Origin of the sequence: Nostoc sp. (assembly GCF_036918015.1) — a bacterium.
Classification (GTDB): Bacteria; Cyanobacteriota; Cyanobacteriia; order Cyanobacteriales; family Nostocaceae; genus Nostoc.
Genome location: NZ_JBALEO010000074.1, coordinates 149,866 through 173,428 on the forward strand (window position 1 = coordinate 149,866; position 23,563 = coordinate 173,428).

The window sequence follows — 23,563 nt, forward strand, 5'->3', positions numbered from 1 at the left end:
TAGGGTTACATGCGAGTAGCGATCGCGGGAGCGGGACTAGCAGGACTTTCCTGCGCGAAATATCTTACGGACGCAGGCCACACACCCATTGTCTTGGAACGTCGAGACGTTCTAGGCGGTAAAGTGGCTGCATGGAAAGATGCTGATGGAGACTGGTACGAAACAGGTCTGCACATCTTTTTTGGCGCATATCCCAATATGTTGCAGTTATTCAAAGAACTGGACATTGAAGATCGATTGCAGTGGAAAGAACACACAATGATCTTCAACCAGCCAGATGCACCAGGTACTTACAGTCGCTTTGATTTCCCAGATTTGCCAGCACCAATTAATGGTATAGTGGCAATTCTGCGAAACAACGACATGCTGACATGGCCAGAAAAAATCCGCTTTGGCATCGGATTATTACCGGTCATGATTCAGGGGCAAAAGTACGTTGAAGAAATGGACAAATATTCCTGGACAGATTGGCTGCGGAAACACAACATACCAGAACGGGTCAATAAAGAAGTTTTTATTGCCATGGCCAAGTCGCTGAACTTCATCGACCCAGATGAAATTTCGGCAACCATTCTTTTAACTGCCCTCAATCGTTTCCTCCAGGAAAAAAATGGCTCGAAAATGGCCTTTCTGGATGGTTCGCCCACAGAACGATTGTGTCAGCCACTAGTGGATTACATCACCGAACGCGGTGGAGAAGTCCGCTTGAATGCCCCTTTGAAAGAGATTTTGCTAAACGCCGATGGCAGCGTCAAAGGATATTTAATTCGGGGATTGAATGGCAAAGAGGATGAAGTTTTCACAGCGGATTTGTATGTATCTGCCATGCCGGTTGACCCTCTGAAGGTGATTTTGCCAGCACCTTGGAAGGAAATGGAGTTTTTCCAAAAGCTAGAAGGCTTGGAAGGCGTACCTGTGATTAACGTGCATTTGTGGTTTGATCGTAAACTTACGCAAATTGATCACTTGCTATTCTCGCGATCGCCCCTCCTCAGCGTTTATGCTGATATGAGCAATACCTGCCGTGAATACGCCAACCCCGAACGCTCGATGCTGGAATTAGTTCTAGCGCCGGCAAAAGATTGGATTGCCAAATCCGATGAGGAGATTGTGGCTGCCACTATTGCCGAGTTAGAAAAACTCTTCCCCGACCACTTTGGGGGAGACAATCCAGCAACATTGCTGAAATCTCATGTGGTGAAAACGCCCCGTTCAGTTTACAAAGCGACCCCTGGTCGTCAACAGTACCGTCCCTCGCAAACAACCCCCATTAGTAACTTCTATCTCTCAGGGGATTACACCATGCAACGCTACTTAGCCAGTATGGAAGGTGCCGTACTTTCTGGTAAGCTGACAGCGCAGGCGATTTCTGAGGCCCTCCCGGTAGCAAATTCCTCAAACCTGCAAACGCTCACCCGACCGCCCGCAACGAATGCTGCAACTGCCTGATTCCCCGCCGCGCATGAAAACGCTGGTCTCTGTAGACGAGTCATATAAACTTTGTCGGCATCTCACAGCAAAGTATGCCAAGACTTTTTACCTGGGTACTTTGCTCATGAGTCCGGTAAAACGTCAATCTATTTGGTCAATTTACGCTTGGTGTCGCCGTACAGATGAATTGGTGGATGGCCCCGCATCTGCTATTACCACGCCAGAAACCCTAGACCTATGGGAACAGCAGCTGGAATCGATTTTTGCGGGACGCCCATTAGAAAATTACGATGTAGCTTTAGTTGATACCCTCCAGCGCTTTCCGATGGACATTCAACCATTTCGGGATATGATTGCCGGTCAGCGCATGGACTTATATCGCAGTCGTTATGAAACCTTTGAGGATTTATACCTCTACTGTTACCGTGTTGCTGGCACTGTTGGCTTGATGTCAACATCAGTTATGGGTGTGGATAACACCATATATACAGCACCGTGGCGGCAAAATAAACAACCATATCTTCCCATAGAAGAAGCGATCGCTCTCGGAATTGCCAATCAACTCACCAACATCCTGCGGGATGTGGGAGAAGATGCCAAACGGGGACGGATCTACATTCCCCTTGAAGACTTGGCAAAATTCAACTATACCGAGCAAGACTTCTTTAAAGGTGTGGTAGACGATCGTTGGCGGGCATTGATGCGCTTTCAAATTGACCGCGCCCGCCAATTTTACACCACATCCGACCAGGGAATTACTTATTTAGCATCCGATGCCCGTTGGCCTGTGTGGGCAGCATCAATGCTGTACGGTCAAATTTTGGAGGCGATTGAACGCAACGATTACGATGTATTCAGTCAGCGGGCTTACGTTCCCCAGTGGAAAAAGTTACGCACCTTGCCCATAGCTTGGATGCGATCGCAAGTCCTTTGAATTAGTCATTAGTCATTAGTCCCTAGTCCTTAGTATTTTGTGAATAACCAATGACAAATGACAAATGACTATTGACTATTCCCAACAAACCTGCTACTATTGTTATTCGTGAGTCAGGAGAGGTGGCTGAGTGGTCGAAAGCGGCAGATTGCTAATCTGTTGTACGGCAGGCAACTCCGTACCGAGGGTTCGAATCCCTCCCTCTCCGTTTTTCAGCTTTTGATACACGGAGAATATTCTGTGTACAAAAACAATTACTAATATCAGCGTAAATATTTCTACTCCCAAAGATGGATGATATGATTTATCCTTTGGAGTCTTGATAAGATCCAGCTAAGTTACAAACCTAGTTTGGATCTTATTTTTAGGCTCCTAAATATCTGAGGAGTGAAAGTAATTTATGAGAAAAATTAGCGCCGCCTTAAGTTTAAGTATAGCTACCCTTGCGGCAGGGTTTCTACTTGGGGCTTGTGGTGATAGCAGTACCCCCAACGGCACAGCTAACAACGGAAATACCGCTACCCCAGCGGCAAACTCAACGACTACAAGCAGTGCTAAAGGGCTAAAAATTGGTTCCTTGCTACCGACGACAGGCGACTTAGCTTCTGTGGGACAGCAGATGCTAGGCTCAGTACCTCTACTAGTGGATACAGTCAACGCTTGCGGTGGAGTGAATGGCGAACCTGTTACCTTGGTGCAAGTAGACGACCAAACCGACCCCAAAGCTGGAGCTGCCGGTATGACTAAACTAGCAACTTTGGATAAAGTAGCAGGTGTAGTTGGTTCCTTTGCTAGTAGCGTTTCAAGTGCAGCAGTTTCCATTGCCACACCGAATAAAGTCATGCTGGTTTCCCCTGGTAGTACCAGTCCTGTATTTACTGAAAAAGCCCAAAAAGGTGACTATAAAGGCTTTTGGGCGCGTACTGCTCCCCCCGATACCTACCAAGCACTAGCTTTAGCCCAACTTGCCAGAAAAAAAGGTTTCAAGCGAGTTTCTACAGTCGTAATTAATAACGACTATGGCGTTGGTTTTGAAAAAGCATTCGTGCAAACCTTTGAAAAATTGGGTGGAACCATCGTTAATAAAGATAAGCCTGTCCGCTACGACCCAAAAGCTCAGACCTTTGATACAGAGGCGGCTGCTGCATTTGCAGGTAAGCCAGATGCAGTACTGGCCGTACTCTATGCGGAAACTGGTAGTCTGTTCCTAAAGGCCGCCTATCAGCAAGGTGTGGCGAAGGGAGTGCAAATTCTGCTGACAGATGGGGTAAAATCACCTACTTTTCCCGAACAAGTTGGCAAAGGCAGTGATGGTAAATATATTTTAACTGGAGCGATCGGTACAGTACCGGGTTCCGATGGTAAAGCATTAGAAGCTTTCAACAAGCTGTGGAAGGATAAAAAGGGTAGTGCGCCAGGGGAATACGCTCCTCAAGCTTGGGATGCAGCAGCTTTATTGACATTGGCGGCGCAAGCTGCTAAGGAAAATACAGGCGTTGGCATAGCCAGCAAAATCCGGGAAGTTGCTGATGGGCCTGGCACAGAAGTTAGTGATGTCTGCGAGGGACTGAAGTTACTTAAAGATGGTAAAAAGATTAACTACCAAGGAGCCAGCGGCAACGTAGATGTTGATGCTAACGGCGATGTCGTCGGTGTATACGATGTTTGGACAGTAGGAGACGATGGCACAATCAAGGTGATTGACAAAGTTACCCCTAAGTAGAAATTTAGGAGTTAGGAGTGATGAGTTATAAATTTAATAATTGAATCTTAATAACTCCTAACTCCTAACTCCTAACTCTTAACTATTTAATTCCACTGAAGTTATAACCAACTCCTAACAAAAAGCCCACATCAGTTTGATCGAAAAATCCGGCATTGATAGCAGCTGTTGCCGTAAATTGAGAAGTTAGCGGCACATCAATGCCACCAGACACCAAAAAGGCAAATTTTGAATCATCACCAGTTTTGTAAGCTGCACCCACTCCGACGTAAGGTGCGATCGCTAATGGTTCGCTAAAAGCATCTGCTGATTTGAAGGTAAAATCGTAGGTGATCGGAAGTAGAACTGTGGTGTTATCCCCAAATATGGCTGAGGGTCGCACTGATATAGAATTTGTCAGTCCGATTTTGCTAACTACTGCGAAATTACCGTCGCCCAAAGACGTGTCACCACCGCTCAAACCAATGTTAGCAGCGATCCCAAGATAGCTACTACCACCACGGGTAGTTCTACCTAAATCAATATCCGATTGCGCCACTCTTGTCGCAGATGGTTGAGCAGTCGTTTGAGAAGTCGGTTGTACAGACTCAGAGGTAAGCGTTGCAGATGAGGTCGCCACTGTGCCTGGAACGGGTATGGGTGTTACACTGGCGTTTTCTTGTATCGCAGTGTTGGGCAGTTGCTCTACCTTAGTTAAATTTGTGACTGTAAAAGTTTCAGTTGTTTCTGTAGAGAGATTTTGGCTAAACTCTTTGGGAGACGCTACGGTTGCGGAAGGTTCGGTTAATGGCTGATTACTCGACTTGTTTACTGTCTGGGCGCTTGCAGATAAACCGCTACTCAGGAATGCAAGAGCAGCTATACTTGGCAACCAAAAAACACCTTTACGAAAAAAAATAGTATTCACGTTCACTCCTAAAACAATGTTGCCGCGAAAAATAAAGATTTTTGTTGATTTAAATCAACAAATTTGGGCAATATTCAAAATTTAACATCAAAAAATCGGTTTTTGCATTCTGACTTTACTTGATTTCTCTAATTAATATTTACTAGCAAAAAATTAAATTCTATAGCAATCCTAAATAACTTGTCAGAAACAAGATACCCCAATACTGTTCGGTTCAGGCAAGAGACGCGATGAATCCCCGTCTCTACAATAATCAGTTTCGTATATACGGCAATTTATCGCATCTTTGGCGATCAATAATTTTCATAAAATAAACCTTAACCGAACCGTATTGCAAGATACCCAACAACTTTTACAAAATCGGGGATTTGTGGGTTGCAATTTTCAGCAACTCCTAAATAAAATTGATATATTTATTTTAAATATCCTTAATTTGATAGATGACAAATAGTCTCTTTGCTTAAAACCAAGATAGTATTTGTTAAGGAGGCGATCGCAACCTCTCCTAATGCAGAGAAGAAGTTTTTTAGCATAGCTGTCTTAGCGCCAAAGGCAGCTAGATTGTGAAGTGATATTACGAAGCTTGCAAAAATATTTAGAAATTGCCTAGAAGGCAAACATAGTTCTAACGTAGAACCTATTAGGAGAGACTGGAGGCAAATGTGATGAGCGAAAATAATATTCAAAAGTATCGGTTTGTCTGTACCCTGACTTTCGGTGATATCTACGGTCAAATAATTGTTTGGTTGATTACGATTACCCTAAGTTTGGCATCAGCTTTAGCGCTGATGGGTGCCAAGCGGCCTGTGTACGCTTTAGCAACAGCGGGTCTTGTCGTTCTGCTATCGCTACCTTTCTTGTTGTTTGCGTTTGTCACTACCTTGTTAAATCATATTGAAGTTAGTCCTGTAGGGCCGGGAACCAAAATGGAACCTATACCAGGTAATGTGTCTCAACAACAACCTGTACAAGCAACTAGCTAAAGAGTTAGGAGTTATGAGTAGAGACGTGATTAATCGCGTCTGTACAAGAGTTATAAGTCACTCTATTTGTGCCATAACTCTTTGTTTTTAACTTTTCACTCCTAATTTAAAAATTTGTTATAACGTCCCTGTCTGTAGGCAGGGAATTTTTTTGTAGAGATGCTACTGTTACAACGCACTAGCTGATTAATCACCTCTCTACAATAGAACAGCAGTGGTTTGCAATCAGGGGGCTAATTATGCTGGAACACGATGTGATTATTGTCGGGGGTGGATTGGCGGGATGTCGCGCTGCTGTAGAAATTGCCCGCACTGACCCTAGTTTAAATATTGCTGTGGTTGCCAAAACCCACCCAATTCGTTCTCACTCGGTTGCAGCTCAAGGTGGTATGGCTGCATCGCTGAAAAATGTTGATTCCGAAGATAGTTGGGAAGCACACGCTTTTGATACTGTCAAGGGTTCTGATTATTTGGCAGACCAAGATGCTGTAGCAATTCTCACCCAAGAAGCGCCGGGTGTGGTGATTGACTTGGAACACATGGGGGTTTTGTTCTCTCGCTTACCCGATGGGCGCATTGCCCAACGGGCTTTTGGCGGACATTCCCACAACCGCACTTGTTACGCTGCTGACAAAACTGGTCACGCGATTTTGCACGAATTGGTTAACAATTTGCGGCGTTATGGGGTGCAAGTTTATGAAGAGTGGTACGTGATGCGTCTCATTTTGGAAGAGAATGAGGCCAAGGGTGTGGTGATGTTCCACCTTTTGGATGGACATATAGAGGTGGTGCGGGCTAAGGCGGTGATGTTTGCCACAGGGGGCTATGGTCGCGTTTATAATACTACCTCTAATGATTACGCTTCTTCGGGTGATGGTTTGGCAATGACTGCGATCGCAGGTTTGCCTCTGGAAGATATGGAATTTGTGCAGTTTCATCCTACTGGTTTATATCCAGTAGGAGTGCTAATTTCAGAAGCGGTACGGGGCGAAGGGGCGTATCTGATTAATAGTGAAGGCGATCGCTTTATGGCGAATTATGCACCCAGTCGGATGGAACTAGCTCCTCGTGATATTACCTCACGAGCGATCGCTTACGAAATTCGCGCTGGACGTGGTATTCATCTTGATGGCAGTGCTGGCGGCCCCTTTGTCTATCTGGATCTACGCCATCTGGGCAAAGAAAAAATTATGAGTCGCGTTCCCTTCTGCTGGGAAGAAGCCCATCGCTTGGTAGGCGTTGACGCGGTAACTCAACCGATGCCAGTCCGCCCGACAATTCACTATTGTATGGGTGGTATACCAGTTAACACTGATGGTCAAGTTCGTAGTAGTGGCGATGGTTTAGTTGATGCTTTTTTTGCGGCGGGTGAGACTTCTTGTGTTTCCGTACATGGTGCTAATCGTTTGGGGAGTAATTCACTGCTGGAATGTGTCGTTTATGGTAAGAGAACTGGGGCTGCGATCGCCAAATTTGTGCAAAAACGTAAGTTGCCTTCTGTAGATGAGCAACGGTATGTAACAGAAGCCCAGCAACAAATTCAAGCTTTGTTAGAACAACCAGGACAGTACCGCATTAACCAAGTCCGTGAAGCTTTTCAGGATTGTATGACTGAGTACTGCGGTGTTTTCCGCACTGAGGCATTAATGACTGAAGGGTTGCAGAAATTAGAAGAAATACAACAAAAATACCCTCAAATTTATTTGGATGACAAAGGTACTTGCTGGAATACGGAACTCGTGGAAGCTTTAGAATTGCGAAGTTTGATGGTAGTAGGGCAGACCATTTTGGCATCAGCCCTAAATCGCCAAGAAAGTCGTGGCGCTCATTTCCGCGAAGATTATTCTGAGCGAGATGATAGCAACTTTCTCAAACACACAATGGCTTACTATTCACCCGCGGGAATTGATATTCAATATCGACCGGTGGCGATTACTATGTTTGAGCCAAAAGAGCGGAAGTATTAGCCAAAGATAAATTTATGTGAGAAATCGAGGTGATTACAAAAATTTTGTCCACCTCGATTAAAAATATGAAATGATTAAGTTATCAATCAGAGCCTAATAGTTTTTGAATTACATCTGTTATTTTTTCTTCCCAAGCCGGATCATTTAATTTTATTGCAGCATCACGATGACGAGATTTTCGTCTATCCATATAAGCATAAAAAGCTTCCTTATCATCTCTGTGGGTGAGAAAGTAACTCTTTAGCTCTTGGTCGCTCATTGCTGCATAGTTTACCTTATTCATAGTTCTCTATAATTCTCGGTTTCAGAAACTTGCTGAGGCTGGTAACGTGCCTCATATTCATTCAATAACTTTCTCAATAACAGTAATGGGTGTATCCTCGAAACGCACAGCCAGGGCTTGAAGCCTCTTGTAAATGGGATTAGGTATTCTGATAACTGGCACCGTAATATATGCTTGTATGCTCACTCTCTTTATAAAGGAGTAACACATTTATATATAAAATCTCAGCTGCCATATAACCTTATGCCAACACAGAAACAATCGGATACAGCGATATTCCTTTGTCAGTTACTTTCTAATCTGTATCAGCCTATCCAGGTTTTCCGCTACGACCAAAAGCTGAAAACGCTTTATATACAAGCTGGTTTGAACGATGAGATTTCAGTCATAATTGATCAAGATGGGAATTGGAAATTTGTTCTATGATGCAAAACCTCAACCAGATGACCAATACTGAAATAAAACGATATATTTCAGAACATAGAAATAACGAAGAAGCGTTTCGGGCTGCATTACAAGTTTTGATGAGTCGTTCTGACTTCTCTACACAACATCCTTATCCTTTCGATCTTGAAAATCCTGAGAGTGAGGTAGAAGCTCTTCTATTAGAGAAACTCAATCGAACTGAGTGATTGCCTATCTATCGTCCATAGTTTAAATTCAGGCTTAGTAAAGCTTTGCGTAAATTCGTAACGAATTGACAAAGGAAAACTATTGAAGTTAGGGTGAGCAACAGGAACTATCCTCAAGCATCCAAGATATAATTGGTCAGCAAAAAAGCTACAGAGTTCTACGATCGCACCTACAGAATGTAGGATTTAGCAGTAAGTGCGAAGATATTTTCTGTATGCAGTAAAATTCTGACTATAAAAACAAGATTTTTATTTAAAATATGAACGGATCACAAACTTGGTATATTGTCAAGCGCTCTGCTGGAAACTGTGAAATTATCCCCACCGACCAAGTTGGCGACGATAATCTAGAAATTATAGAACAGTGGGGGCCTTTTAGTTCGCAAGAAGAAGCGATCGCTCGACGTATCGGACTTATTAGGGCTGGAAAGTGCAAACCAGTTTAAGTTAGTAGTTAGAAGTTGACAGCGATGGACTTTATTCCTAACTCCTCACTATTCACTCCTAACTTTATTCCTAACTCTTCATTTTTCTGCTGTAGGTGTCCCCTGAGCAGCAATTTTTTTACCTATCACTTCCACCGCTTTAGCGAATTGAGGGTCTGCAAGAGTCGCGAGTTTGTCACGTTCATGGAGCCACAAATCCTCCATCTGCTTTTTGCTCAAATCCACCTTCACATCTGGCGAAATGCCTTTGTGATTGATATCTGTACCATTGGGAGTATAGTAATGAGCAATTGTCACCGCTAATCCTGAGCCATCTTCCAGGGGACGCACCGATTGCACTAGTCCCTTACCAAATGTTTGAGTACCGACCAAAGTAGCACGCTTATTATCCTGCAAAGCCCCTGAGAGGATTTCACTGGCACTAGCTGAACCTTTATCTACCAGCACCACCAATGGTTTAGTTGTCAAGGCTCGTCCGTTTGCCTCTTCCTTTTCTGCCTCTCCTTGGCGTTCAACAGTGGAGACAATCTTACCTTTATCTATCCACATCCGGGCAATATCGACACTGGAGAAAAGTAAGCCACCAGGATTACCACGCAAATCAAGGATATATCCAGCTACCTTTTTGCTTTCTAAATCTTTGATGGCAATTTGCATTTCTTTACCAGCATTGGCGCTAAACTGGTTCAAGCGGATGTAGCCAAGATTTCCGGCTGGGGTTTTCTTTTGAGAAAACTTAACTGGATGGATTTCAATGCGCGCCCGTTTGATGTCAAACTGTTTTGTCTTACCGTCACGTTGAATAGTCAAGCTGACTTGAGATCCTGCTTCACCTCTAATCAAGGATACTGCCTGATTGGTATCCATCCCCTTAGTATCTTTGCCGTCAATTTTGAGGATGATATCTTTTGCCAAAACACCAGCTTTAAAGGCTGGTGTATCTTCGATTGGCGCAATTACAACCAATTGCTTGGTTTTTTCATCCTGACTAATGGTGATTCCAATCCCTGTCAATTCTCCAGAGGTATCCACCTGCATATTTTTGAATTCCGATGGGTCCATAAATCGGGTGTAGGGGTCTTCTAGCTTTTTCAGCATTTCCCGAATGGACTTATACGCATCCTGTGGATTACTGTAGGACTTGCTCAAGTATTCCTTACGAACAGCCTGCCAATCTACCTGATTAAAAGTACCGTCAACATATTGGCGCTGAACAATTTGCCAAACTTCATCTACTAATTCTTTAGGACTTGCTTTAAATAAAGCCTGACCTCGCGAATGAATGCCAAGGCTTGTAACAGCGATCGTGGAGAGTGTAACTGCCGTAGCACCCAAAACAAGCCTACTTTTTGTAATCACCATAATGACAGCTGCGTCAGAGGGAAAATTTATAGTCAGTATGCTCAATCTAACACAGGCTACCACTGTACAGACCGAGTATGTATTCTTAATTTAAACAAAATACTTGACAATCTGGCAAATTGGGGGGTTGGGGACTAGGGATTGGGGATTGGGTATTACTTATTCTTCCCCTGCTCCCCCGCTCCTCTGCCCCCCTGCCCCCTTGCTCCCTTTAAGGTTCTACCCAGCGTTCATCTGCTTTAATGAGGTTAATTAATTCCTCTACACCTTTGTCTTCTGGGACTTTTTTAATTTCTTCTCGACCACGATACAAAGAAATATAACCAGGAGTTTTGCCAACATAGCCATAGTCGGCATCGGCCATTTCTCCGGGGCCATTGACAATGCAACCCATAACTGCAATGTCTAGTCCAGTTAGGTGTTTAGTGGCTTCCCGGACTTTGTGCAGCACTTCTTCTAGGTTAAACAAAGTGCGTCCACAGGAAGGACAAGCGACGTATTCCACCATCGTTTTTCGCAATCCCAAAGCTTGGAGAATGCTGTAACAGACGGGAATTTCTTTTTCAGGTGCTTCTGTGAGTGAGACGCGAATTGTATCGCCAATGCCATCAGCAAGTAAGGTGGCAATACCAGCCGTGGATTTAATTCGCCCGTATTCGCCATCACCGGCTTCTGTAACGCCTAAATGTAATGGATAATCCATACCCAGTTCATCCATGCGTTTGGCAATGAGGCGATAGGCGGCTACCATCACCGGGACTCGTGAGGCTTTCATGGAAATTACCAAGTTGCGGAAATCCAAAGATTCACAGATGCGGATGAATTCTATAGCGGATTCCACCATTCCTTCGGGGGTGTCACCGTAGGTAAATAGCATTCTCTCTGCAAGAGAACCGTGATTTACCCCAATCCGCATCGATTTTCCTTGATCGCGCAAAGAAACTACCAGAGGTTCTAAGGTTTCGCGGATTTTATCGCCAATTTCGTCAAATTCGCTTTTAGTATATTCAGTTCGATTGATGTTTGGCTTTTCAAACACATACAAGCCCGGATTAATCCGTACTTTCTCTATGTGCTTGGCAACTTCCACAGCGATTTTTAGCCCGTTGTGATGGACATCAGCCACAATGGGCACGTCTTGGTAAGTTTTAATTAATTTTTGTTTAATTTCTGCTAAAGCTTTCGCATGAGCCATACTCGGCACTGTGACGCGGACAATTTCGCAGCCAATTTCGTGCAGACGACGAATACCAGCTACGGAACCATCAATATCAAGAGTGTCTTCGTTAATCATGGACTGGACTACAACGGGGTAGCCGCCGCCAATGGTGACATTTCCCACCTTTACAGGACGGGTTTTACGCCGCTTGATAGTTGTATCAAAGGTGGCTGGAGTTGATGTGATGCTTGAAGTGTTTACTGTGGGCAGAGTTTGCATAACCTGATTAGGTAAATTTGCTGTTGCTCAAATATCAGATTTAATAAATCTCTGTTTCCCAGATTGCCACAGGTGGTGGCTCTTTGGGTGATTAGATAGAAAAAAATCAGACAATAACACAGCACAACAGATCAAGAGCGATCGCTTTTCTCTTGTGAATGCTAAGGAGCGATCGCTTTCCCATTCTCATATACGATCAACTGCGTCAGCTTTTCTCACTACCCACAGTACGATGTCTTGAATGATGAAGTGCGTTGGCGTAGCCCGCCACAGGCATCGCAATTTCTTACTTGAGTTAGCAAGACTTCAATAACCATTATTTTATAATATAGTCAACTAGCATAAAGCGGAATTTATGAATGCCAAACAGAAAATAATTGAAGAGATAGAAAATGTACCAGAAGAAATTGTATACGAGGTTCTGGACTTTTTACTTTTTTTGAAAGCCAAAGAAGATAAAGAAGATTTAGAAGATGCAAAAGCTGCATTAAAAGAAGCACAAGAGGTTGGTACGATTTCCTTGGGTGAACTCAAAACGGAATTAGGTTTGTGAGTTACGAAGTAGAAATTGCTCCGGTTGCAAAAAGACAGATTAAAAAATTACCTTATGATGTTCAACAAAAAATAGTTGCTAAATTGGAATAACTTGCTTTTGAGCCTCGTCCTGATGGTGTGAAAAAATTAGAAGGTTCTGATAATTTATATAGAGTCAGATTGGGAAAATATCGAATTATTTACGAAATACAAGATGGTTTATTATTAGTCACAGTGGTCAAAGTAAAGCATCGTAGTGATGTTTATAGATTGTGAACAACTAAAAATCGGGAGCATCCCAAATGTGCAAAAACGCTATGGTTGGTTTACAGATGAGTGGTTAGATCGACGGTTGGTGATGTTGCGAAGTTGGGATGACAGCGAGCGCTAAATTTATGTTTTTATAATACAAAAGTACTATTAATTAAGGAAGATGAAAAGCGATCGCGCAACGTTCAGTAGGAAAGCTTAAGGAAGCGATCACCTTATTACTGAGTTATCAATATTACTTATAATCTAGGAACTCCATGACCCAATCTGCAATACTTGTAATTCACTCAATTCCTGATAGTGCAGCTTTAATTACAACTATACTCTGTGAGTATCCAATTCCTAAGCCTCATAGGTGTAAGTGATGGAAATTAATACAAATGGTGAATAAATTATTGATCGTCATCATCAAAAGTTAATTCGTCATTATCTAAATCTAATATATAATCAATCTCTTCAGGATCTTCAACGTTATGTAGTTGATTTTCTTCAATTCTCTTTTCTGGCATGATATTGTTGCAGAAAATAGCGCCCTGCAAGTCTGTATATCTCAAATAAGTATCTCGCAAGTCTGTATTTGTGAGGTTAGCATTCCTTAAGTCTGTGTGTATTAAGTTAGCACCTCTTAAATTACTGCCACTCAGATTTACACCTTGCAAGTCAAGATTCCTGAGATTACAACCGCTAAAATCTAGTCTACTTAAGTCAGCACTGGGATATATGCGAATTACACCTGGTGGATCATTTGCTGCTGTGTCTTTAAAACCACGAGAATTATAGTAAATAGCGTCAGTTAAATTTGCTTCACAGTTATTTATTTCATTGGTATCATCAACATATAAAACAGTACGCTTAAGATAAACTTTTTTCAAGTAATGCTTAAATTCGACTACAAACCAACTATCAATATTTGCTTTTTCCCAGTTAGTATCACTGAGATTTACACCCTGCAACCCAATTTCTCTTAATAGAGCTTGACTCAAATCAGCACCAGTTAAATTAGAACCTATAAAAGATGACTGAAATGCATCCATAGCTCTTAAGTTAGCACCTGTTAAATTGCATTCATCAATGCGAGTATGATCTAGGTTTACTCCACTTAGGTTAGCTTCTTGCAAATTGCTAGAAATGATGTCAGCATAGCCTAAATTGACATTACTTAAATTCGCCTTGCTGAGGTTGACACCATACAACTCAACACCTTTTAGTTTGACACCACTTAGGTCAACTCCTGAAAAATCTCTCTCACCTGCGGCATAGCGTTTGAGTAATTGATCTCGATTCATAAGAGTGATAACTTCGTTAAGCTTTGCTAACGCTAAATTTATTTAATAATACAAATATACTATTAAGGAAGGAAAATGAGGAGCGATCGCCTCTACCACCAGCTAAATTAGACTTATCACCAAATGCTTTAACTCCCATGCTAGAAAAAACATCTACATTCCAGAAAGCCATAGAAGCAGTAGAAGCATTAGATCCAGAAGCTCAGGCTATTCTTGTAGATATTATCCAAAAGCGCCTCAAGCAACAACGACGGGATGACCTTTTAAAAGAAATCGCGCAAGCAGAGAGTGATTATGCTCAAGGTAATGTCCGGCGTGGTTCAGTTGCAGATTTGATGGCGGAGTTAGACGAGTGAAAAACTTGGTTTGGAGTCCGACTTTTATTCGTGCTTTTAAGCGTCTAGTCAAGAAAAATCCTGAGTTACGTTCTCAAATTGAGCAAGTATTACAACAAATCGCTGAAGACCCATTTCAACTCAGTTTACGTAGTCACAAGTTAAAAGGTGATTCATCGGGTAGATACTCATGTTCAATTGATTATCGGAATCGGATTTTATTTAAATTTGTTACAAATACTGAATCAGGAGAGGAAGAAATTTTGTTGCTAACTTTAGGTTCCCACGATGACGTTTACTAAATTCAGCATTATTTTTAACTAAGTCAAGCCTAATAATTAGAAAATAAGTACAGATTTTAGATGAACACCCAAATAATACAACTACCCATTCCTCCACACTATAACCCTGAAGAAGTGGGCAAAGTCTGGCGCGTACCTTACCAAGAACGTGCCGCTGATGCTGAAATCTGGGCAAAACAACAGGATATTAAACCTGCATCTTTAGATAAAACTCGTATTTGCCTACTGTTAATTGATGTCCAAAACACCTTCTGTATCCCTGAATTTGAATTATTTGTAGGTGGAAAATCCGGGAATGCGGCGGTGGATGATAACGTCAGATTATGTGAGTTTATCTATCGAAACTTGGGAATAATCACGAAAATTATACCAACTCTAGATACTCACACAGCAACGCAAATATTCCATCCAATCTTTTGGGTGAATGCTGCCGGAGAACATCCCACACCAGCAGCGACTAGCATCACACCAGCAGATATTGAACAAGGTATTTGGAAAGTCAACCCAGCAGTTGCTAACAGTGTTACGAATGGGGATTATGAATTATTAGAAAAACACGCTTACCATTACCTTAAAAAACTTAGTCAAGATGGGAAATATCCCCTCACTGTTTGGCCTTATCATTCTATGTTGGGTGGTATTGGTCATGCTTTAGTTTCATCAGTAGAAGAAGCGATATTTTTCCACGGCATTGCGCGTCAGAGTCAAACGCAATTTGAAATCAAAGGTGAAAATCCTTTAACAGAAAACTATTCCATCTTACGTCCAGAGGTGTTAGAAGATTTTGAACAACGTCCACTTGCTCAAAAGAACACGCGCCTGATTAAACAACTTTTAGAATATGATGCAGTAATTATTGGTGGTCAAGCTAAAAGTCATTGCGTCGCTTGGACAATTGACGATTTATTAACAGAAATTAAACAGGTAGATGCCACCCTTGCTCAAAAAATCTATTTGCTAGAAGATTCTACTTCGCCTGTTGTTGTTCCCGGTATTGTGGACTACACAGAACAGGCAGATGCGGCATTTGCAAGATTTGCAGAGGCAGGAATGCACATCGTAAAATCTAGCGAAAATATAGCATCCTTTATTTAACGCAAAGGATCGCAAAGGTTTCGCAAAGGTTTCGCAGAGGAACACAGAGATTTCCTTTGCGATCCTCTGCGTTTCAAAACAAACCTCATTTCTTCAAATAACCCTTGGGATCTTGCGCTACCCAACCCAGAGAAGAGCTAGAACGCACTTCAAAATGGAGATGCGGTTGAGTGGATGTTGGTTTTCCACTAGTGCCTACTGTTCCTAGTAGGTCTCCTTTTTTCACTTGCTGTCCAATAGTAACTTTGATGCTGTCAAGCTGGGCGTAGCGGCTTTGGAGTCCGCCACTGTGGTTAATAATAACCAACTTGCCATAAGAACCTTGATCGCTGGCAAAGGCTACGGTTCCAGGTGCGATCGCTAACACATTAGTACCAACTGGTGATAATAAGTCAACACCACTGTGGAAGAAAACTTCACTTGTCGCAGGATTAATTTGCCAGCCGTAAGCTAATCCTACAGTTGCCACTTGTGCCAAGGGATATCCAGACAAGGATGCACGGTTTGGTGTACCTGCATCAGTAGGTAAAGGGGACTTAGTTACAACACCATTGGGCGACCAATTTACCCCTGGAACAAACACAACTCTGGGGTTTTGTTGGCAGCCATTCACCTCAAACAGGCTATCAGCACGAACTTTATATTGTGCCGCCACTTGTCGCCAAGTTTGACCGCGGGGTACTTCGACTACAATCCCATTGTAGGGAGGAATCTGAAGCACACTACCAACGGCGGCAGTTGCACCGTTCTGCAAAGCTGGATTCATGCCAATAATAGTTGTCGGAATGAGATTGTAGCGCTGCGCTATACTCTCCAAAGTTTCGCCACGAACAACTTTATGGCGTTGGAAGCGAGATAAGGCTGGAGTTGAGCAACCACCCACAGCAGCGTTAGCACTGTTTGAGTTTGAGTATGCCAGTATGCTTACTAGGCCCAAGGCGCTAACTAAGCTACAGAGAAACAGTTGACGAAAGGGTAAAGTCATGTACACAGGTCAAGAGCGCATTAACTTTAGATTTTAGATGGGAAGAGTGGGGACTGGGGATTGGGTATTGGGTATTGGGTATTGGGTATTGAATATTAGAAAACTCTTTTCTAGTCCCTATTTCTTAGTTCCCACTTCCGATCTCCTAGTCCCCAGTCCCTATTTCTTAGTTCCCAGTTCCGATCTCCTAGTCCTCAGTCCCCAATCCCCAATTTCTCATAAATTGATCTGTCCACTTGCCGTTCGCTTGACTACACTTAGAAATTAGCAACTGCATTGCTGTTATTGAGCAAAACAATTATGAAGTTATCCTTAAAGCAACTGGCGGTTTATGTGTTTTTACTGGTAATTGGCGGTAGTGCAGGTTTGTTTGGCAGTCGCTATCTCATTCCCCAAAATCGCTCGTTCCAACAGTTAAAAAATGTAACAATGGCTTCGCCTCCAGAATCCGTAGTTCCGAATTCTCCTAACGGAGCGATTGGAGCTACTGGTGGCGACAACGTGAATTTTATTGCAACGGCAGTGCAAAAAGTTGGCCCGGCTGTAGTGCGAATTAATGCCACTCGCAAAGTAGCCAATCCCATCTCTGACGCTTTGAAAAATCCCCTCTTGCGGCGATTCTTTGGAGAGGATGATCAACCAATTCCTGAAGAACGCATTGAACGCGGTACAGGATCGGGATTTATTTTGAGCGAAGATGGGGAATTACTCACCAACGCTCATGTAGTGGCAGATACAGATACAGTACAAGTTACCCTCAAAGATGGTCGGAGTCTAGAAGGGAAGGTGGTAGGAGTTGATTCTGTGACAGATGTGGCGGTGGTAAAAATAAACGCGAATGGTTTGCCGACAGTGAAACTGGGCAATTCGCAAAACCTGGTGCCGGGACAATGGGCGATCGCTATTGGCAATCCTCTGGGTTTAGATAATACTGTTACTATCGGCATCATCAGTGCTACCGATCGCACTAGCACTCAAGTTGGTGTCCCAGATAAACGAGTCAGCTTTATCCAAACTGATGCCGCAATTAATCCTGGTAATTCTGGTGGCCCCTTATTAAACGCCCAAGGCGAAGTTATTGGTATTAACACTGCCATCCGCGCTGATGCTCAAGGACTCGGTTTCGCCATCCCCATTGAAACCGCCGCCCGCATCGCTAATGAACTTTTTACTAAAGGGCGTGTAGAACATCCCTTCTTGGGTGTTGAAATGGCAGACCTTTCTCCCATCAGAAAACAGCAGATTAATCAAGAAAATCAACTAAACATTCAGCAGGATGCTGGAATTGTGATTAAAGGAGTCACAGATGATTCCCCAGCCAAGCGTGGAGGACTGCTTCCTGGAGACGTGATTCAAAAATTTAACGGGAAACCAGTCAAAACTTCAGCCCAAGTTCAGAGGCTGGTAGAGTCTAGCAAAGTTGGAGACATAATAGCTCTCGAAGTCAACCGTAGCGGTAAGGTTCAAACCTTCAAAGTACAATCAGCAGCTTATCCTGAAAAGAAGTAGTCAAAATAATTCGTAATTCCTAGAAAGCGTCATTCCGAATTACGAATTAGTAATTATTTGGTCAATAGTTCCAGAATGTTTGACTACTGACTATTAATTATTGGCCATTAGACAAATGCTCTAACTGCATTCTTTGTTCCATCTGGCGCAGAAAATACCCTGTCATCATGGCTGATGCTAGAAGCCCAGCTAAGTTCTCCCGATCTGTTGTGATTTGCACGTTGAAATTTTCCGCGGGGAGCATTCCCACTAGCCCTTGGACATTTTGCGAGATGATTTGTTTAATTTCGGGGCTGGCGGACTGAGCAACCCTAGCTAAAACATCAGGAGACTGATGCTGTAGATATTTGAGTAACTGATTAGGGTATTCCTCAGAGTGGTCGGAAAGAAGTTGATTAGGGTGTTCCTCGGAGTTGTCATTCAAAAAGTCAGGATTAAACACCATTGGCAGTTTTATTTAGCTTAATTGCTAACTCTACTCTAAACCATAGTACAAGGCTAGCGCATTCACCACGGGTATAAGTCTAGAGGAAGGGAGTGTGATTAGGGGAGAGATGACAGATGACAGGTTATAGGGCAATACGGTTCAGTTAAGGGTTTATTGGTGTAGGTACTTGGTCTTTGAAGACGCGATAAATCGCGTCTCTACATGAGGGTTTTGGGCTTATCTGAACCGTATTGGGTTATAGGGAATAATCTGCACGCTGTAACCTGTACCCTATTCCCTTCTTTACTCCCCACTCGCCACTGCCTTTAGTTCTAGTTCTAGTTCTAATTGTTCTTCCTTCTGACTGGTAGAAAGTATTTGCGGGAGTTGTTCGATTTGGAAATACTGATGGAATTTTGGGGTTACTTGGAGTGAGTAGGAGCGAGAATCGCTGTCTCGGCGCTTGCGGATGAAACCAAGTTCGACGAGTTCTGGAACGTGTTGATATACTCCCGAACCGCGCAGGTTAATCAGGTCACTCTGAAGTATCGGACTATTAAGAGCGATCGCGGCTAAAGTCCGTAATGCACCTACACCCAATTCCACTGGTATCATCGTTTGCACTAAATCGTGAAAGTCAGACCGGAGTTGCAAACTATAACCATCTGGGGTTTCTATTACCTCTAGGGCACTATCTCGGTGAGCATAATTGTCCATGAGTTCAATTATGCCTTCTTTGACAGTGGCGCGATCGCACGCGGCATACTCGGCGATTTCGCCGAGCGACAAGGGTTTACCCTTTAAATAGAGAATTGCTTCTATCTTCGTCGCTGTGGCTGTAATCATTTAGTCATTAGTCGTTAGTCATTGGTTATTAGTCATTGGTCATTAGTACATGACAACTAACAATCAACAAGTGTGTGGCATTATATCCTAAATTGTCAAAATATTTGTTGACTATTTCAAATTGGGCATTGGGCATTGGGTATTGAGCATTGGGTATTGGGCATTGGGCATTGGTTATTAATTATTCTCCCCTGCTCCCCTGCCCCTCTGCCCCTCTGCCTCTTCAAAAGCCTCTACTTGTGAGAATAAATTCTGCGATCGCTAAATCTTGTGGAGTGGTCACTTTTAAATTTGTCTCCTCTCCCTCGACAATTCGGACTTCGATGCCGCACTTTTCAAATAAAGCAGCATCGTCTGTTACTTCCCAACCTTGACGGACTCCTTCAGCATGGCACTGTTTCAACAACTTGACATCAAATCCTTGGGGAGTTTGTGCCGCCCATAGTTGTCGTCTGTCGGGTGTATCTTGAATTATGCCTTGTCCATCAACAACTTTGATGGTGTCTTTGACGGGTACACCAGCAATTAAACCGGGACAGTGGCGAATGGCCTCGGCACAAGAGTTAAACAAATCTGGTGTGGCCAGGCATCTAGCACCATCGTGAATCAACACTTGTTCTGCGTCTATAGGCAGAGATTGCAAGCCATTGTAAACAGATTCTTGGCGGGTGGAGCCACCTTGAATCAATTCCACTGGTTTAGTCAGCTTCAGATCGGCGAGAATTGCATTGAACTCTGGCCAATCGCTAGACTGAGAAATAATCCCGATCCAACTGATTGTAGTGGCGGCTTCTGCGGCTAATAAAGTCCAAGCAATAATTGGTTGCGATCGCACTTTTAGCAGGAGTTTATTGCGGTTACTACCCATTCTTTTTCCGATTCCCGCAGCTGGAATTAGTAAATACACAGAATTCCTCAATCTTTAAGCTATATATTTTCCCCTAAAATAGGGAGCGAGTAAGCGTCAATAAATATTATGCGAGTAGTAGCCCTTGTACCTGGCGGAATTGGCGACCAAGTTCTCTTCTTTCCGACTCTAGATGACCTGAAGCGCCATTACCCTAACGCTCAGATAGATGTCTTTGTTGAACCCCGGTCAAAGGCTGCCTACCGAGTGAGCAAGTCAGTTCACGAGGTGCTGAACTTTGATTTTAATGACCGTAACAGTCTGGCAGATTGGGGTAACTTAGTGGGGACGATTCGCGATCGCGAATACGATGTTGTCATTACTGTTAAGCAAAATTGGTTGCTTGGTCTTTTACTCTGGTTGACGGGAATTCCTATACGTATTGGCTACCAAGGCAAAGGATCGGGTTTTCTTACCCATGCTGTGCCTTTCAAACCATCCCAATATGCGGCGGAAGTATACCACGATTTGCTGCAACCGTTGGAAATAAATAGCCCTGTCCCAGAGTTAGCAGTAAATGTGCCCAAACCAGATATTGAATGGGCACAAAAGGAACAAAAACGTTTAGGGGTTCATGAAACAGGCTATATCTTGATTCATGGCGGTTCTGGCCAGTTATCCCAGGCTAAAGAACTGGATAAAATCTACCCTGTCGAAAATTGGCAGCAAATTATTCAAGCCTTCCAACAAAAGCAACCGGATTTACCTGTGGTTGTTATTAAGGGAGTTGATGATGAGCAGTTTGTGCGATCGCTTCTGGAGTCTTCTCCAGATATCAAGGTGACTGCCCCAGATGATATTGGTAAGTTAACTGCCATAATTGCTGGGGCAAATTTGATGTTATCGACTGATAGTGCGGCACTACAACTAAGTGTTGCAGTTCAAACCTATACCATTGCCATCTTGGGCCCCAGCGATCCGGCTAAGTTGTTGCCGAAAAACGATAAATTCCTGGCTATTGAATCCCTCACAGGAAAAACAGCGGATATTTCACCAAACGCAGTTTTAGAGAAAATTTGGGGTGGCTAAACCAGTAATTTTTTGAAGAAGTCAGAAGTCAGAATTCAGAAGTCAGAATCAGAAAGTGGGAGATTCAGATCCGCTATTACGAAAGTTGACCACAAAATCATAGATTTTATGGGGGTGCAATAAATGCCATTGATTTAGCGTTCGACTGAGCGCTCATGCAGAAGTCCGCTTTTTAGTGACGCTCGTAAACTCGCTACCGCTACGCTATCAGAATTCATACTGAATTCTGGCTCCTGACTCCTGAATTCTTTCTTCTCAAAATATCCCAAAAAAAGCATCATCTAATTCATAACCCAGCATTTGGGCCATGGACTTTAGGCGCGAGAGGCTGGGGATGTCTTGTTGTTTGAGCCAATCGCCTAAGATAAAGATTTTATGCATCAAAAATATCTCTAAGGCTTCAGGATTGTACTGAATACCTTCTTGGGAACTAAACTGGTGTGGTACAAGCATGGCGGCATAACGAGCAAATTCTCCAGCTTTCCAATCTAGTAAAAATGGCAACCAGGGATATTTGGCATCTAGGCGCACAAACCACAGGCGCACCTCTGGAATTTCTGAAAGTTCCCGCGGATCGCCAGGTTCGAGATTGTAATTGATATCAAAGCGTAGCTGCTGTTCATAGGATACAACCCCATCTTGCAGCAGTTTTTCAATCACCGTTGACGCAGGCGACAAATCCAGATTGTTAATGAAGTCATTATTGAGTGCGATCGCAATTGTCATTGATTCAGCAGCCACTTTCTTGATGCTCAACTGTAGGATCGAGAATATACAGTAGCAGCTTTCAGGGATTGACGCTACATTGACTTTTAATAGCACAAAGTTTTCTTCACAAATCAATTAGTATTTACTGATACTTTTTTGCTGATAATTTCGTCAACCTACACAAGATTTAGACACAAGTCTGAACTGCTTAAATTTATTTGATACTTTTACTGAATTTTCGCTAGTTATAACAAATATACATCCAGTTACTAGCCCTGATATGAGCCACTGGCTATGGCTACTCACTTCAGCGATTTTTACTCAAGTTAAATGTTACTTTGATCGTTGCTATAATTACTCGCCTTTAACTAAATAATTACTACACGATTAATATGGTACGCCATTAGAATTAGCCTACTTGGGTAAGGCAATGCCTGCCCCAAGGTGGACATTTACGGCAATTTTAAGTTAAAGTTGTAATGAGTTTGTTTTAGATTAAGGTCTGAGAAAGTAGCCGTCAACAACCAAAAAAAATCATTATCGCCACCTGTCACTTCCACAGCATCAAAAGCCAAAACATAAGTGCAGGTAAAACAGCAGCGTGCAATATGATTGCATATATTAAATAACCAATAAACATTTAGATGGGAATATTCCCTCAACAGTTAACAAGCTGTAATATGCAAAAACAAACAATTACTACAAGACCAATTCGTTCTTTAGAAGATGCACTTGAGCGCTGCCAAATCCTGGGTATGCGCGTCAGTCGTCAGCGTCGCTTTATTCTGGAATTACTTTGGCAAGCAAATGAACATCTTGCAGCAAGAGAGATTTACGATCGCTTGAACCACCAAGGCAAAGAGATCGGCCATACCTCTGTTTATCAAAATTTAGAAGCATTATCCAGTCAAGGCATCATTGAGTGTATTGAACGCTGTGATGGGCGTTTGTACGGCAATATCAGTGACTCTCACAGTCATATAAACTGTGTGGATACAAATCAAATTCTTGATGTTCATGTGGAACTACCAGAAGATTTGATCCGCAAAATTGAAGAAGAAACAGGAGTGCGGATTACTGAGTACAGTATTAACTTTTTTGGCTACCGCAATCCGCAGGAGGGATAGGGGTTGGGGAGTGGGGAGCAGGGGAGCAGGGGAGCAGGGGAGCAGGGGAGCAGGGGAGAAGTTGCAGTAAGTTTTTCTCCTCTGCCCCTTTGCACCT

At 43.0% G+C, this 23,563-nt stretch carries 28 protein-coding genes and 1 tRNA gene; 19 read left to right on the forward strand and 10 right to left on the reverse strand.

The window, feature by feature from the left end; genetic code table 11:
• The first annotated feature begins 9 nt into the window (after positions 1 to 9).
• The 4 genes from pds (at position 10) to V7K61_RS20965 (ending at position 4,088) form a co-directional block, all read left to right on the forward strand.
• Positions 10 to 1,449, forward strand: a complete 1,440-nt coding sequence (pds, locus tag V7K61_RS20950; protein ID WP_335056149.1) for a 15-cis-phytoene desaturase — start codon at positions 10 to 12, stop codon at positions 1,447 to 1,449.
• A complete protein-coding gene (gene crtB / locus V7K61_RS20955) occupies positions 1,433 to 2,365 on the forward strand; it encodes a 15-cis-phytoene synthase CrtB (RefSeq protein ID WP_335056151.1) in 933 nt (310 codons plus the stop codon). Before pds ends, crtB begins: the two co-directional genes overlap by 17 nt.
• A gap of 116 nt (positions 2,366 to 2,481) precedes the next feature.
• A tRNA-Ser gene (locus tag V7K61_RS20960) sits at positions 2,482 to 2,573 on the forward strand.
• 192 nt (positions 2,574 to 2,765) lie between these two features.
• Entirely contained in the window at positions 2,766 to 4,088 is a 1,323-nt protein-coding gene (locus tag V7K61_RS20965) for an ABC transporter substrate-binding protein (protein WP_335056153.1), read from the forward strand.
• A gap of 82 nt (positions 4,089 to 4,170) precedes the next feature.
• On the opposite strand, the gene V7K61_RS20970 is transcribed toward V7K61_RS20965, so the two are convergent.
• Positions 4,171 to 4,995, reverse strand: a complete 825-nt coding sequence (locus V7K61_RS20970) for a hypothetical protein (protein ID WP_335056155.1) — start codon at positions 4,993 to 4,995, stop codon at positions 4,171 to 4,173.
• Between the two features lie 665 nt (positions 4,996 to 5,660).
• Between V7K61_RS20970 and V7K61_RS20975 the strand changes: the two genes are divergently transcribed.
• Positions 5,661 to 5,978: a hypothetical protein gene (locus tag V7K61_RS20975; RefSeq protein WP_099102821.1), complete on the forward strand. Its 318-nt coding sequence runs from the start codon at positions 5,661 to 5,663 to the stop codon at positions 5,976 to 5,978.
• Positions 5,979 to 6,217: 239 nt separating this feature from the next.
• On the forward strand, positions 6,218 to 7,945 hold the full coding sequence (locus V7K61_RS20980; RefSeq protein ID WP_335056157.1) for a succinate dehydrogenase/fumarate reductase flavoprotein subunit: 1,728 nt from the start codon (positions 6,218 to 6,220) through the stop codon (positions 7,943 to 7,945).
• Between the two features lie 82 nt (positions 7,946 to 8,027).
• Here V7K61_RS20980 and V7K61_RS20985 read toward each other — a convergent pair whose 3' ends face one another.
• Positions 8,028 to 8,228, reverse strand: coding sequence for a DUF6887 family protein (locus tag V7K61_RS20985; protein ID WP_335056159.1), 201 nt, complete (start codon positions 8,226 to 8,228; stop codon positions 8,028 to 8,030).
• Between the two features lie 243 nt (positions 8,229 to 8,471).
• Here V7K61_RS20985 and V7K61_RS34180 point away from each other — a divergent pair, with 243 nt between their 5' ends.
• From V7K61_RS34180 to V7K61_RS20995, 3 genes are all read left to right on the forward strand, one after another.
• Positions 8,472 to 8,654, forward strand: a complete 183-nt coding sequence (locus tag V7K61_RS34180; RefSeq protein ID WP_322728555.1) for a DUF6888 family protein — start codon at positions 8,472 to 8,474, stop codon at positions 8,652 to 8,654.
• On the forward strand, positions 8,636 to 8,860 hold the full coding sequence (locus V7K61_RS20990; RefSeq protein ID WP_335056161.1) for a DUF6887 family protein: 225 nt from the start codon (positions 8,636 to 8,638) through the stop codon (positions 8,858 to 8,860). The genes V7K61_RS34180 and V7K61_RS20990 overlap by 19 nt, the downstream gene beginning before the upstream one ends.
• A 260-nt stretch (positions 8,861 to 9,120) precedes the next feature.
• A complete protein-coding gene (locus tag V7K61_RS20995) occupies positions 9,121 to 9,306 on the forward strand; it encodes a DDE transposase family protein (RefSeq protein WP_335056163.1) in 186 nt (61 codons plus the stop codon).
• Between the two features lie 78 nt (positions 9,307 to 9,384).
• Here the strand turns inward: V7K61_RS20995 and ctpC are convergent, their stop codons facing one another.
• Together ctpC and ispG are read right to left on the reverse strand one after the other, a co-directional pair.
• Complete coding sequence (gene ctpC, locus V7K61_RS21000) at positions 9,385 to 10,668, reverse strand: carboxyl-terminal processing protease CtpC (protein WP_335056165.1); 1,284 nt, start codon at positions 10,666 to 10,668, stop codon at positions 9,385 to 9,387.
• A gap of 211 nt (positions 10,669 to 10,879) precedes the next feature.
• On the reverse strand, positions 10,880 to 12,106 hold the full coding sequence (gene ispG / locus V7K61_RS21005; protein ID WP_335056167.1) for a (E)-4-hydroxy-3-methylbut-2-enyl-diphosphate synthase: 1,227 nt from the start codon (positions 12,104 to 12,106) through the stop codon (positions 10,880 to 10,882).
• A 355-nt stretch (positions 12,107 to 12,461) separates the two neighbouring features.
• Here ispG and V7K61_RS21010 point away from each other — a divergent pair, with 355 nt between their 5' ends.
• The 4 genes from V7K61_RS21010 to V7K61_RS21020 are packed head-to-tail and all read left to right on the forward strand — an operon-like array spanning position 12,462 to position 13,031.
• Entirely contained in the window at positions 12,462 to 12,659 is a 198-nt protein-coding gene (locus V7K61_RS21010; protein WP_179065931.1) for a DUF2281 domain-containing protein, read from the forward strand.
• The gene (locus V7K61_RS34185; protein WP_442936342.1) at positions 12,656 to 12,751 is read left to right on the forward strand and encodes a type II toxin-antitoxin system RelE family toxin; all 96 of its coding nucleotides are present in this window, start codon (positions 12,656 to 12,658) and stop codon (positions 12,749 to 12,751) included. Before V7K61_RS21010 ends, V7K61_RS34185 begins: the two co-directional genes overlap by 4 nt.
• Before the next feature lie 27 nt (positions 12,752 to 12,778).
• Complete coding sequence (locus tag V7K61_RS21015; protein ID WP_335056170.1) at positions 12,779 to 12,916, forward strand: type II toxin-antitoxin system RelE family toxin; 138 nt, start codon at positions 12,779 to 12,781, stop codon at positions 12,914 to 12,916.
• Positions 12,900 to 13,031, forward strand: coding sequence for a hypothetical protein (locus tag V7K61_RS21020; RefSeq protein ID WP_335056172.1), 132 nt, complete (start codon positions 12,900 to 12,902; stop codon positions 13,029 to 13,031). Before V7K61_RS21015 ends, V7K61_RS21020 begins: the two co-directional genes overlap by 17 nt.
• Before the next feature lie 271 nt (positions 13,032 to 13,302).
• Here V7K61_RS21020 and V7K61_RS21025 read toward each other — a convergent pair whose 3' ends face one another.
• Positions 13,303 to 14,196 (reverse strand): pentapeptide repeat-containing protein, encoded by an 894-nt coding sequence (locus V7K61_RS21025; RefSeq protein WP_335056174.1) that lies wholly within the window; start codon positions 14,194 to 14,196, stop codon positions 13,303 to 13,305.
• A gap of 23 nt (positions 14,197 to 14,219) precedes the next feature.
• Between V7K61_RS21025 and V7K61_RS21030 the strand changes: the two genes are divergently transcribed.
• The 3 genes from V7K61_RS21030 to V7K61_RS21040 are packed head-to-tail and all read left to right on the forward strand — an operon-like array spanning position 14,220 to position 15,928.
• On the forward strand, positions 14,220 to 14,552 hold the full coding sequence (locus V7K61_RS21030) for a hypothetical protein (protein ID WP_335056176.1): 333 nt from the start codon (positions 14,220 to 14,222) through the stop codon (positions 14,550 to 14,552).
• Positions 14,549 to 14,833 carry a type II toxin-antitoxin system RelE/ParE family toxin gene (locus tag V7K61_RS21035; protein ID WP_335056178.1) on the forward strand — a complete coding sequence of 95 codons (285 nt, stop codon included), beginning with the start codon at positions 14,549 to 14,551 and terminating at the stop codon, positions 14,831 to 14,833. The genes V7K61_RS21030 and V7K61_RS21035 overlap by 4 nt, the downstream gene beginning before the upstream one ends.
• Before the next feature lie 60 nt (positions 14,834 to 14,893).
• Entirely contained in the window at positions 14,894 to 15,928 is a 1,035-nt protein-coding gene (locus V7K61_RS21040; protein WP_335056180.1) for an isochorismatase, read from the forward strand.
• Between the two features lie 85 nt (positions 15,929 to 16,013).
• Here the strand turns inward: V7K61_RS21040 and V7K61_RS21045 are convergent, their stop codons facing one another.
• Positions 16,014 to 16,913: a LysM peptidoglycan-binding domain-containing M23 family metallopeptidase gene (locus V7K61_RS21045; RefSeq protein ID WP_335056182.1), complete on the reverse strand. Its 900-nt coding sequence runs from the start codon at positions 16,911 to 16,913 to the stop codon at positions 16,014 to 16,016.
• 300 nt (positions 16,914 to 17,213) lie between these two features.
• Here V7K61_RS21045 and V7K61_RS21050 point away from each other — a divergent pair, with 300 nt between their 5' ends.
• Positions 17,214 to 18,422 carry an HhoA/HhoB/HtrA family serine endopeptidase gene (locus V7K61_RS21050; protein WP_335056184.1) on the forward strand — a complete coding sequence of 403 codons (1,209 nt, stop codon included), beginning with the start codon at positions 17,214 to 17,216 and terminating at the stop codon, positions 18,420 to 18,422.
• Between the two features lie 97 nt (positions 18,423 to 18,519).
• On the opposite strand, the gene V7K61_RS21055 is transcribed toward V7K61_RS21050, so the two are convergent.
• The 3 genes from V7K61_RS21055 to ispD form a co-directional block, all read right to left on the reverse strand.
• Positions 18,520 to 18,867: a DUF760 domain-containing protein gene (locus V7K61_RS21055; protein ID WP_094347414.1), complete on the reverse strand. Its 348-nt coding sequence runs from the start codon at positions 18,865 to 18,867 to the stop codon at positions 18,520 to 18,522.
• A 285-nt stretch (positions 18,868 to 19,152) separates the two neighbouring features.
• A complete protein-coding gene (scpB, locus tag V7K61_RS21060; RefSeq protein ID WP_094347413.1) occupies positions 19,153 to 19,695 on the reverse strand; it encodes an SMC-Scp complex subunit ScpB in 543 nt (180 codons plus the stop codon).
• Positions 19,696 to 19,918: 223 nt separating this feature from the next.
• Complete coding sequence (ispD, locus tag V7K61_RS21065; RefSeq protein WP_335056186.1) at positions 19,919 to 20,602, reverse strand: 2-C-methyl-D-erythritol 4-phosphate cytidylyltransferase; 684 nt, start codon at positions 20,600 to 20,602, stop codon at positions 19,919 to 19,921.
• 69 nt (positions 20,603 to 20,671) lie between these two features.
• Between ispD and V7K61_RS21070 the strand changes: the two genes are divergently transcribed.
• Positions 20,672 to 21,631, forward strand: a complete 960-nt coding sequence (locus V7K61_RS21070; RefSeq protein WP_335056188.1) for a glycosyltransferase family 9 protein — start codon at positions 20,672 to 20,674, stop codon at positions 21,629 to 21,631.
• 255 nt (positions 21,632 to 21,886) lie between these two features.
• Here the strand turns inward: V7K61_RS21070 and V7K61_RS21075 are convergent, their stop codons facing one another.
• The gene (locus tag V7K61_RS21075; RefSeq protein WP_292817316.1) at positions 21,887 to 22,357 is read right to left on the reverse strand and encodes a CRR6 family NdhI maturation factor; all 471 of its coding nucleotides are present in this window, start codon (positions 22,355 to 22,357) and stop codon (positions 21,887 to 21,889) included.
• 662 nt (positions 22,358 to 23,019) lie between these two features.
• Here V7K61_RS21075 and V7K61_RS21080 point away from each other — a divergent pair.
• Entirely contained in the window at positions 23,020 to 23,466 is a 447-nt protein-coding gene (locus tag V7K61_RS21080) for a Fur family transcriptional regulator (RefSeq protein ID WP_099102549.1), read from the forward strand.
• Positions 23,467 to 23,563 lie beyond the last annotated feature (97 nt).

Coding starts and splice junctions, on each gene's coding strand:
- V7K61_RS21020 (WP_335056172.1), top strand. CDS start 12,900: ATGTTTATAGATTGTGAACAACTAAAAATCGGGAGCATCCCAAATGTG.
- V7K61_RS21055 (WP_094347414.1), bottom strand. CDS start 18,867: ATGGTGTTTAATCCTGACTTTTTGAATGACAACTCCGAGGAACACCCT.
- V7K61_RS20995 (WP_335056163.1), top strand. CDS start 9,121: ATGAACGGATCACAAACTTGGTATATTGTCAAGCGCTCTGCTGGAAAC.
- V7K61_RS34180 (WP_322728555.1), top strand. CDS start 8,472: ATGCCAACACAGAAACAATCGGATACAGCGATATTCCTTTGTCAGTTA.
- ispG (WP_335056167.1), bottom strand. CDS start 12,106: ATGCAAACTCTGCCCACAGTAAACACTTCAAGCATCACATCAACTCCA.
- crtB (WP_335056151.1), top strand. CDS start 1,433: ATGCTGCAACTGCCTGATTCCCCGCCGCGCATGAAAACGCTGGTCTCT.
- V7K61_RS21050 (WP_335056184.1), top strand. CDS start 17,214: ATGAAGTTATCCTTAAAGCAACTGGCGGTTTATGTGTTTTTACTGGTA.
- V7K61_RS20975 (WP_099102821.1), top strand. CDS start 5,661: ATGAGCGAAAATAATATTCAAAAGTATCGGTTTGTCTGTACCCTGACT.
- pds (WP_335056149.1), top strand. CDS start 10: ATGCGAGTAGCGATCGCGGGAGCGGGACTAGCAGGACTTTCCTGCGCG.
- V7K61_RS21025 (WP_335056174.1), bottom strand. CDS start 14,196: ATGAATCGAGATCAATTACTCAAACGCTATGCCGCAGGTGAGAGAGAT.
- V7K61_RS21040 (WP_335056180.1), top strand. CDS start 14,894: ATGAACACCCAAATAATACAACTACCCATTCCTCCACACTATAACCCT.
- scpB (WP_094347413.1), bottom strand. CDS start 19,695: ATGATTACAGCCACAGCGACGAAGATAGAAGCAATTCTCTATTTAAAG.
- V7K61_RS21045 (WP_335056182.1), bottom strand. CDS start 16,913: ATGACTTTACCCTTTCGTCAACTGTTTCTCTGTAGCTTAGTTAGCGCC.
- V7K61_RS21070 (WP_335056188.1), top strand. CDS start 20,672: ATGCGAGTAGTAGCCCTTGTACCTGGCGGAATTGGCGACCAAGTTCTC.
- V7K61_RS20965 (WP_335056153.1), top strand. CDS start 2,766: ATGAGAAAAATTAGCGCCGCCTTAAGTTTAAGTATAGCTACCCTTGCG.
- V7K61_RS20980 (WP_335056157.1), top strand. CDS start 6,218: ATGCTGGAACACGATGTGATTATTGTCGGGGGTGGATTGGCGGGATGT.
- V7K61_RS21075 (WP_292817316.1), bottom strand. CDS start 22,357: ATGACAATTGCGATCGCACTCAATAATGACTTCATTAACAATCTGGAT.
- V7K61_RS20985 (WP_335056159.1), bottom strand. CDS start 8,228: ATGAATAAGGTAAACTATGCAGCAATGAGCGACCAAGAGCTAAAGAGT.
- V7K61_RS21080 (WP_099102549.1), top strand. CDS start 23,020: ATGCAAAAACAAACAATTACTACAAGACCAATTCGTTCTTTAGAAGAT.
- V7K61_RS21010 (WP_179065931.1), top strand. CDS start 12,462: ATGAATGCCAAACAGAAAATAATTGAAGAGATAGAAAATGTACCAGAA.
- ctpC (WP_335056165.1), bottom strand. CDS start 10,668: ATGGTGATTACAAAAAGTAGGCTTGTTTTGGGTGCTACGGCAGTTACA.